The sequence below is a fragment of the Hungatella hathewayi WAL-18680 genome, assembly GCF_000235505.1.
Classification (GTDB): domain Bacteria; phylum Bacillota; class Clostridia; order Lachnospirales; family Lachnospiraceae; genus Hungatella_A; species Hungatella_A hathewayi_A.
Map to the genome: position 1 here is coordinate 2,998,180 of NZ_JH379027.1, position 8,254 is coordinate 3,006,433.

Below are 8,254 nucleotides of genomic sequence, written 5' to 3' on the forward strand. Positions count from 1 at the left end.
GTGTCTCCTCCAGTTCATCCACCCGCTTATCCGCCGCATAGCCTGCGATGGCGCCGGAAACGCCATAGACGATAAATGGAATCCAGGACTCAATACTGTATAACACAAAGGACAAATCAACTCCGCTCCGGCTCATGCTGTACAGGTAGGCCAGACATGCCAGTCCTGACGCAATCAGCCCCTGACGCATACCAAAGGAGATGGAGATAATCACCACATAGGCAAGTCTGACATCCACAAACCGGAAATCACTCCACTCCTTGACAAACTCCTGTAAAAAGCATGCCACGACAAAAAGAAGCAGATTTTGGGCGCACTCGAGAAGGAAGCGCCTGGTCTGCTTCCTCCTGCTCATCTCCCCTGCCCCGTTATTCTTTGCCTGATCATCCGACTCCGTTATCTGATTTAAAAATGCTTTTCCATCCTGGCGGAACGTATAAAAGGGCATCCACCCCTCCTGCATTCTCAGCTTATCTTCCTCCACCGCGATGTCATCATAATGCTCCCGGCCATACTCAATCGTTTCCTCATAGCCGGAGACCTCCGCCAGTATTCCGAAAAATTCATCCAGTCTCACCGGCTGGCCTGTGGCGACGGTATAAATCCCATCCCGGTTGTGGCTCATCAGACGCATTACCCCGTCGGCTAAATCACTTCCGAACACGTAGTCCAGCGTGGAGTCCGCCGTCAGACGGGTGTGAATGCTCTTTCCCTTCCGCATCCGGCCCAGCATATAGCCCAGATAGCCAAGCTCTGTCTCACTGCCTTTTGCTGCCAGAAAGCTGGTTCTGACAATAAGACAGACCGCTTTGTTTGTTTTTCCATAGGACAGGCAGATTCTCTCTCCCGCCCGGAGCGCCTCCAGTTCTTCCGTAAGAACCTCCTCGCGGTTCAGCATCGCTGATGAGAGATAAACCACCCGCTTGATCTCCGCAGCCGCCGCGGCGCTCAGTACCTCCATCTGGCTGTTTAAAAATGCCGGTATCCAGTGTTTCTCCGTCTCCTCCGGCTCCCGGACATCTGGAGGCAGAAAAAACAGGGTGTCGATTCCGTCCGCCCCCATAATCTGCATGCAGGTACCGTATGTAATCTCCTTCCGATACACCTTCCCCGCCGCCTTCGTCCCGTCCCCTTCCTGCCCGGGCCCGGTCAGCCAGCTGATTTTGTGATTTTCCTTGTACAGCCGGGCGGCAATCTCCCTGCCGGCCGCGTCGATTTCACCTACCATCAATATCCGCAACGTCTGTTTCCTCCGAATTTCCTGCCGCAGGTTTCCCTGCTATAACTAAAAATCTACGATAACACACAAAAAACAGAATCCAAACCGGACTCTGTTTCTATTTCCAAAACAAGGGGGTGGGGGATTCGAACCTCCACATACGGTTTAGTAGACCGTTGTTTTAAAACCTACTACCTATTTCCCTGCAACTCTATTATATGATTTACTTTATGTAATATACCACATAATATAGTTTGAGGTCAAGATATATTCACCCATGTTTTGGCACTATTCACCACAATTATTTCATCCACTGCCAATCCGCAGTCCACATCACCATATCAGTCTGTAAAAATACACCAGCGCACACCAAACCGGTCTATCAGATCCACCAAACAGCTGCTGAAATCACAGGGACCTAACGGGAATAAAATCCTGGCGCCTTCCTTCAATGCCTCATAGGCTTTCTCCACACAGGCTCTCTCCTCTTTTTCAAAATGAAGACAGAACTGCATGGTATTGCCGGAAACACTCTCCTCACTTCCCATCCGCTCCGACACCGCCAAAACCTGCCCGTAGACAACCAGCTCCGAATGGTAATAGCTTCCATCCTCATGCTTATACTCGCTGATTAGCGGGGCGTCAAATGCCTTCTGGTATAAGGCCACCGCCTCCGCACTGCCTTTCACATAGGTCTGCATCATAGAACGTATCATCGCTGCCACTCTCCTTTTCTTTTGATAACAACAGTATACCAGAAGAATAAGGACAGCTGTGTGTCATGTTTCTTTCCGTCTGCTTTCCTCTTACGGCTCCACTCCAAGCTGTTCCAGAAACGGCGTTCCGTTCTGGGGCGCGGCCGCTCCTAAGTACCGGCAGGCGGAGGCCCCCACGTCGGAGAGACTCAGGCGGAGGCCGAGATATTTCCCTGTCACCCCTTTTTTGTAGACCAGCAGCGGCACGCACTCCCTGGTGTGCCTGCTGTGGCCGATAAGCGGGTCGTTGCCGTGGTCCGCCATGACTACCAGGATGTCGTCCTCCGTCAGAAGCGGAAGCATTTCCCCCAGCTTCCTGTCGGCGGTCTCCAGTATCTCTTTGTACGTCTTGGTGGACTGGGAGTGGCCGGCCAGATCGGTCTCCTGGACGTTGGTGCAGATAAAGCCTTCCTTCATGTCCTTCACTTCCTGAATGGTCTCCTCCATCACCAGCTCCGTCGGCACGCAGGAGACGCTTTTTCCCCCGTCATTGGCCACAATATCCGCCACCTTGCCAAACAGCGACACCTGATGACCGGCCGCCGTCAGGATGGTGGGGGCCTGAACCATCTTGTCCACCCCGTAGCCCAGATGAACGCACTGGTAGCCCTGCTCGTAGGATTTGGACTTGGAGGAAGCAATGCCGATGTAGGTTCCCTGCTTAGTCTCCTCCGCCTTCCAGAGGTCGTCCATGCAGTTTCCGGTGCCGCCGAACACAATCACCCGGCCCACGGTCACCACCTCCCGCACCAGCTGCCCGATCTCCACCTCTTTTTCAAATGGGATGAAATCCAGAGGGGCGGTCACATTGTAGCACATGCCCAAATCCGCCTCCAGATTGTCGGCCACCGTCACGTAATCATCCACCAGCACATACCGAAGTCCATCGCGTTCGATGAATTCCACCTTGTGACCGCGCTCCTTTAAATGGCGGGCCACCTCCTCCACCTTCTCCTGGAAGGGATGAATCTCCGGCTTTTTCGGCAGAGTTCCCATAATCTCCTGATGCCCCATGAAGGTATCCGCCCCAAAATGCATCAGCTGAATCTTCCCGAAATTGGCATCCGGATTTTTCTTCATGAAACGGCTCTCCTCCCCGTAGGCATTCATCAGCCCCAGATACTCAAGAGCCGGCAGCTTCATATCGGGGAAATCCTTTAAAATGCTTCGAAGGGTGTTGGCCTTCTCATCCCCCGGTCTCACAATATGGGCGTCCTCCATGGCTCCAATCCCAAATCCATCCAGTACCACTACGATAAATCGTCTGCTCATTTCTGCCTCCCAAGACTGTCATAAATACCGATGATTTCCGGTTTTCCGCTTTGCAGGCCTTTCACCAGCGCCACATCGCTTCTCGTCACAAATATCTGATAGCGGAAAGCCATGATGACGGTATCCCCCACCTGGCAGTTTTCACTGAGACCAAAATGGTAGTCGATGCTCTCGTCCGACGGCGGTATGACGTCCACCATCCTTCCATGGCTCCAATCCGGCCCCACCAATGCTTTGGACACGTGGGACCTGCGGTAATGCCCCCCGCCATAGCAGTAAGCCATCCCCTCAAAGTTGTGGGAGACCTCACTCACATAGAGGACGCAGGGCCGTTCCGCCATATCCTCCACCGCGTGCATGGGCGTCGTCCCGGTCAGTCCGTGGCCCGGCTCCCCGCAGTTTCCGCCGTACTGCTTCATCAAGTCAATGGTATAGCCGCAGGTGGCCGATGGGGTGTTGATAATCTCACATGGCATCCCCATCTCCTCCAATAACGCGGCTCCCTCAAGCACCGTCCGTAGGTTCTCGGTGGGCCCAATCTTTTTCTGCTCTTCGTCGTAGAGATAACACGGAAAAGAGGTCACGCCCTTCACCTTCACATGGGGACATTCCCGCCGGATATACTCCGCCGTCTCCCTCAGGCTCTCCAGGGAAAATCCGGCTGTCTGCCCGGAATAAATCATGTCCTTCTCATCAAACACACGGATCAGCAGTCCCTGGACTCGGCCCAGTTTTCCGGCCTCCTCGTCGATGGCCTTTATCTTCTCCTTTGAGAATACCGTGATCACCTCCGGGCCGTAGGCTGCTACCCGCTCAAGCTGGGCGTTTGGCACCTGCACCAGGTGGCCGATATTGCCGATTGGTATCCCGGCCTTCATCATGATGTCAGCCTCCTTGTAGTCGACCACCACCGCGCCCTCATATCCGGCCTTTACCAGTTCTTTCGCGATATACGGATTTCTCCCCAGCTGCTTCAGCATGAAATACAGCCGGATATCTGCATCTTTCGCCGTTTTCAGCATGTTTTTGGCATTTTCCATAAGAGTATCCATATCGACCACGAAGGAATCCGGCAGCAGCGCGCCGGTGCGGTGCAGGTGAAACGCGGTCTCAATCATACCCGGATTCTTTTTTATTGTCTGTTCTAAAAACATGTTGTCACTCTTTCTATGGATTCTTTTAAAATTCTGATGACGGTATCGGCTCCTCCCCGCATGGGGTTGATGCGTATCATCCTGCGCTCCAGGGCGGCGTCCGCCGCCCGGAAGGTTCCCGATATCCGGTAAAACATGGGGGCCAGCTCATATTTTGACTCAGCTCCCACCGGGTAAGGCGCCGCCCCCAGCTTCTCCGCCTCCTCAAGGACTTTGGCGGCAATCTCCTGCTCCAGTTCCACCAGGATGACCTTGGACTGGGCGTTTGCTAACAGGGCGTGGCGCACTCCCGGCACTTCCCCGCTCTGAAGACGTCTCACACATTCCTCCCCGACGCCCGCCGAAACGGCCAGGGCCACCGGGGCATAGGTCAGCCCCCGCAGCACATCCAGCGCCTCATGGCCCTGAACCTGCATCCCGCCGGAATAATTTTCCTCCATCAGACGGGATATGGGTTCCTTCTTCCCCACGATCATGCCGATGCCCTCCGGCCCCAGCAGCTTGAACGAGGAAAAACAGGACAAATCCACACCGCACTGGGCGCCGATGTATTTCACCTTCATCACGGCGTAGTTGTCATCCGTCACAATGGGGATACGGGCGGCTTCCCTGATAGCTGCGGCCACCTGTTCCATCTCGTAGCTGTCATCCGGCAGCTGTCTGGTGTACTGAATCAGCGCCCCTCTCACATCCGGATGCGCCGCCAGCGTCTCCCTCACGTTGGAGAGGTCGTTGTAATCCGCTTCCACTGGGATAAGCCCCAGCAGCTTCATGGAGACCGCCGTGGTGGGATAGACAGGGGCCCGGTGAACGAGAATTTTATCTCCGGGCGAGGCGATTGCGTGGAGTCCCAGGCGGATGGCGCCGCTGCCGGCCCCTCTGACCAGCATGCAGTCCTCAACGCCAAAGAATTCGGCAATCACCCGCTCCACCTTCCTGGTCATCTCCGGCTTGTTCTTTCCAAGCACGACTCCCAAATCCCCCCGGGTCAGCAGTTCATGGCCCTCCATCACACGGGTCATGCAGTCAACCAGACGAAACTGCATTTCCATCGCCTCGGCAATGCTCAGTGACGGAAGTGGATATGTCTGTATATTCACAATGCTTCTCCCCCTTCTTCTATGGTCTGTCAAAAATTCTGGCCGGATTTTCCACCAGCAATTTGCGCTGGGTCTCCTCCGTCAGTCCTCTGGCCTTCAGCATGGGGATAAAATCCTTCATCACGGCCATGTAGCCGGAGTACCGTCCTGCCGCGGACAGATAGGATTTTCTGGAAATGTCCTGGGACAGCATAATCTTGTCCTCATATCCCCGTTCCATCAGCCACATCAGGTTGTCGGCCCTGGCCTCATCGCTGAGATAGGGCGTTTTCCCGACCGTGTCGAATCCGATATTGACTCCCGTGCGCAGAACTTCCTCATAATATCTCCTGTCATTGGCCAAATCCAGATGTCCGAGAATAATCTTGTCCGGATTCATGCCATGGCGCTGAAGCAGAGCTGACTGCTCCAACGCCAGTTTTCCCATCTGACAGTGGGTGGTGACGGCGCATCCCGTCTTCTTTCCGGCCATGGCCGCCGCTATCAGCACCTTCTCCTCGCTGGGAGCCATGTCCGGCTCGCTGGTGGCCACCTCGCCGATGACGCCGGCCTTGCAGTCCGTTCCGTCTATCCCGGACAGAATATCCCTGCAAAACTGCTCCGCCAGGGCTTCCACCGGGCTTTCCTTCACCCAGTCCGTGTGATAAGGCTCCAGATAGTATCCGGTGGCCGCCACAATGTGGATGCCGCACCGGCGGCCGTATTCCTGGAGCAGCTTCCCATCCCGCCCCATATCGCAGCAGGTCACCTCGATGATGGACTGCACACCGTAAGCCTTGGCTTTTAGAATCTCATCCGCAATCAGATCGGTGTCATCAAAGTTGGAATCGTCGTCCCCTCTCACTCCGGACAGATTCAGCGCCAGATGCTCGTGGCACATGGTGATTCCCAGTTCTTCCGGCCTGATCGGGCCATTCACTGTCTGTATCATGTCAAACCTCCCGTTTTTTCCGTGTTATAGCAGTAATGTTAGCAGTGCATTATGACAACAGCGTTATAGCAGTGTGTTATGTCAGCAGCGTTATACCCGTAGTGTCATGCCAGTGATTCTATACCAACGGTGTCATGCCGATTAAGTAGGTCAGATTCAGCAGCAGTCCTGTCGCAATGGCGGCAATCGGGCCGATCGCCATACGCATAATCTTTCTTCCTGTCATCTCATTGATCAAATAAATCATACCGCCGATGATGAAACCGCCGGCCGCGCCTGCTGAGGTGGAGGCGCCCATGGTTCCGCATGCGGTGATGGAGCCGATTAACAGCGCAAACTCCACGCAGGTGTTCATGGCGCTTCGAATGTTGTCGGAGGCATCTCTCATGGACGGGAAGTTGCCGAGGAATTTTCCAATCAGACCTAACAGCATGACTTCCACAAAGATAATCACCGCGCCTGCAATGGCCGCCACAATCGGATTCGGGCAGAGATAGCCGGCCACATAGACAAAGGTAAATCCAGCCACGCCGTAAACACCGGTGGTGACCGCGGTGGTGGCAATCAGCGGGATAAAGCTCAGCGCTCTCATAAATTCATTGGTAGCCACCAGTTTCACAAGGGAATGGGCCTCAGCGGTATTTCCCATGGCGTAGGCCTTGGACAAATCAAACATGGATACGTCGGAACCTGCAAACACATGGATATTACAGGCTACGGCAATCAGCGCGCCAGTCACCATGAGGAATGGCAGGTTCTTGCGGATACGGGCCACACGCTCGGAAAAGATGTTTAAGTCGCTGGCCGCCTCCTTATTTTTATTGCTGGAATCCTTCATGATACACAGTGCAACCAGGGCAATCACGCCGACCATCATGGTCCATGCGTCGCCGCTGATGGTGGAAAACATAGGACCGGTAAAACGGACCACCAGCACGATAACGGCGGTGATGATTCCCTTTTTCATGCCAAACTGCATAATGATGGCAATGATTGGGAAGATGGCGAAACCGGTCACCACATAAGCGCCCACATCGCCCATGGCGGAGATTAAATCCACCGGCATACCGGTGAGAACCGTGTTGACACCGCCGATCGCGGTGAGACAGAGAGCGCCCCAGGCCGCGCCCAGAATCGGAGCCAGCCATTTCTTCGGCGCGGCGATGCCGATGATATCCGTAGCTAGAAACAGCAGCCAGGGATTCAACAAGTTGGTTACCAGGGAATTACCGATGCCGACGGAGGCGATAAAGCCAACGCTCAGACCAAAAGCGATAGACGCCATCTCGGTCCGGTGCATCCGCCCCTCGATGTACTCCGGAATCACAGGGCGGATTCCGTCGTGGAACACCGCCATCCCCATATGGGACATAAATGCCGTCATGGCACAAACAAGCATAACAACGATAATATTCATCATGTTCAATTCCATACTCTTACCTAACCTCTCCTCTGTTTGTTAATGATTTTCCTGTTCCAGAAGCACTTTCATCAATACGGGCACGGTTCCGTCAATGTTGGAGACCGTCATTCCGAAACAGATTTTTCCATCCTTTACGTACTTGCGAATCTCCTCCTCGTTGGGCTTCCCGCCGTTTTTGCAGACAGTACAGCATTTCCCATACCCCATCAGTCCTATCAGGATGGAAATGGCCGCGCCACCGCCGCTCTCACACGCGCCGAAGTAGTAGTCCGCCCTCCCATCCTTCAACAGGGGCACGGCTCCCATATCCGTGGTGACAATGGTCTCCGCTTCCGGACACGCCTTCTTCACCGCTTCCTCCATCTCCCGCTTCTGCATACCTCCAATTGCGATTTTCATG

General features: G+C 54.4%; 8 protein-coding genes. All 8 read right to left on the reverse strand.

Annotated elements, in window-relative coordinates:
- Positions 1-1,240, reverse strand: a 1,240-nt coding sequence (locus tag HMPREF9473_RS13490) for an NAD-dependent epimerase/dehydratase family protein (RefSeq protein ID WP_006780685.1), incomplete at its 3' end; no start/stop codon positions are given.
- 320 nt (positions 1,241-1,560) lie between these two features.
- Entirely contained in the window at positions 1,561-1,935 is a 375-nt protein-coding gene (locus tag HMPREF9473_RS13495; RefSeq protein ID WP_006780686.1) for a VOC family protein, read from the reverse strand.
- A gap of 90 nt (positions 1,936-2,025) precedes the next feature.
- Positions 2,026-3,246, reverse strand: coding sequence for a phosphopentomutase (locus tag HMPREF9473_RS13500; protein WP_006780687.1), 1,221 nt, complete (start codon positions 3,244-3,246; stop codon positions 2,026-2,028).
- Positions 3,243-4,364 (reverse strand): alanine racemase, encoded by a 1,122-nt coding sequence (locus HMPREF9473_RS13505; protein WP_242830798.1) that lies wholly within the window; start codon positions 4,362-4,364, stop codon positions 3,243-3,245. The genes HMPREF9473_RS13500 and HMPREF9473_RS13505 overlap by 4 nt, the downstream gene beginning before the upstream one ends.
- 26 nt (positions 4,365-4,390) lie before the next feature.
- A complete protein-coding gene (locus HMPREF9473_RS13510) occupies positions 4,391-5,500 on the reverse strand; it encodes an aminotransferase class V-fold PLP-dependent enzyme (RefSeq protein WP_006780689.1) in 1,110 nt (369 codons plus the stop codon).
- 19 nt (positions 5,501-5,519) lie between these two features.
- On the reverse strand, positions 5,520-6,431 hold the full coding sequence (locus HMPREF9473_RS13515; protein ID WP_006780690.1) for a phosphotriesterase family protein: 912 nt from the start codon (positions 6,429-6,431) through the stop codon (positions 5,520-5,522).
- A gap of 118 nt (positions 6,432-6,549) precedes the next feature.
- Positions 6,550-7,851: a YhfT family protein gene (locus HMPREF9473_RS13520; protein WP_242830799.1), complete on the reverse strand. Its 1,302-nt coding sequence runs from the start codon at positions 7,849-7,851 to the stop codon at positions 6,550-6,552.
- A gap of 39 nt (positions 7,852-7,890) precedes the next feature.
- Positions 7,891-8,254, reverse strand: a 364-nt coding sequence (locus HMPREF9473_RS13525) for a DUF2620 family protein (protein WP_006780692.1), incomplete at its 5' end; no start/stop codon positions are given.

What these genes read in the sequence shown, in the direction of transcription:
- HMPREF9473_RS13505 (WP_242830798.1), bottom strand. Translation starts at nt 4,364, where the DNA reads ATGATTGAGACCGCGTTTCACCTGCACCGCACCGGCGCGCTGCTGCCG.
- HMPREF9473_RS13500 (WP_006780687.1), bottom strand. Translation starts at nt 3,246, where the DNA reads ATGAGCAGACGATTTATCGTAGTGGTACTGGATGGATTTGGGATTGGA.
- HMPREF9473_RS13520 (WP_242830799.1), bottom strand. Translation starts at nt 7,851, where the DNA reads ATGATGAATATTATCGTTGTTATGCTTGTTTGTGCCATGACGGCATTT.
- HMPREF9473_RS13495 (WP_006780686.1), bottom strand. Translation starts at nt 1,935, where the DNA reads ATGATACGTTCTATGATGCAGACCTATGTGAAAGGCAGTGCGGAGGCG.
- HMPREF9473_RS13515 (WP_006780690.1), bottom strand. Translation starts at nt 6,431, where the DNA reads ATGATACAGACAGTGAATGGCCCGATCAGGCCGGAAGAACTGGGAATC.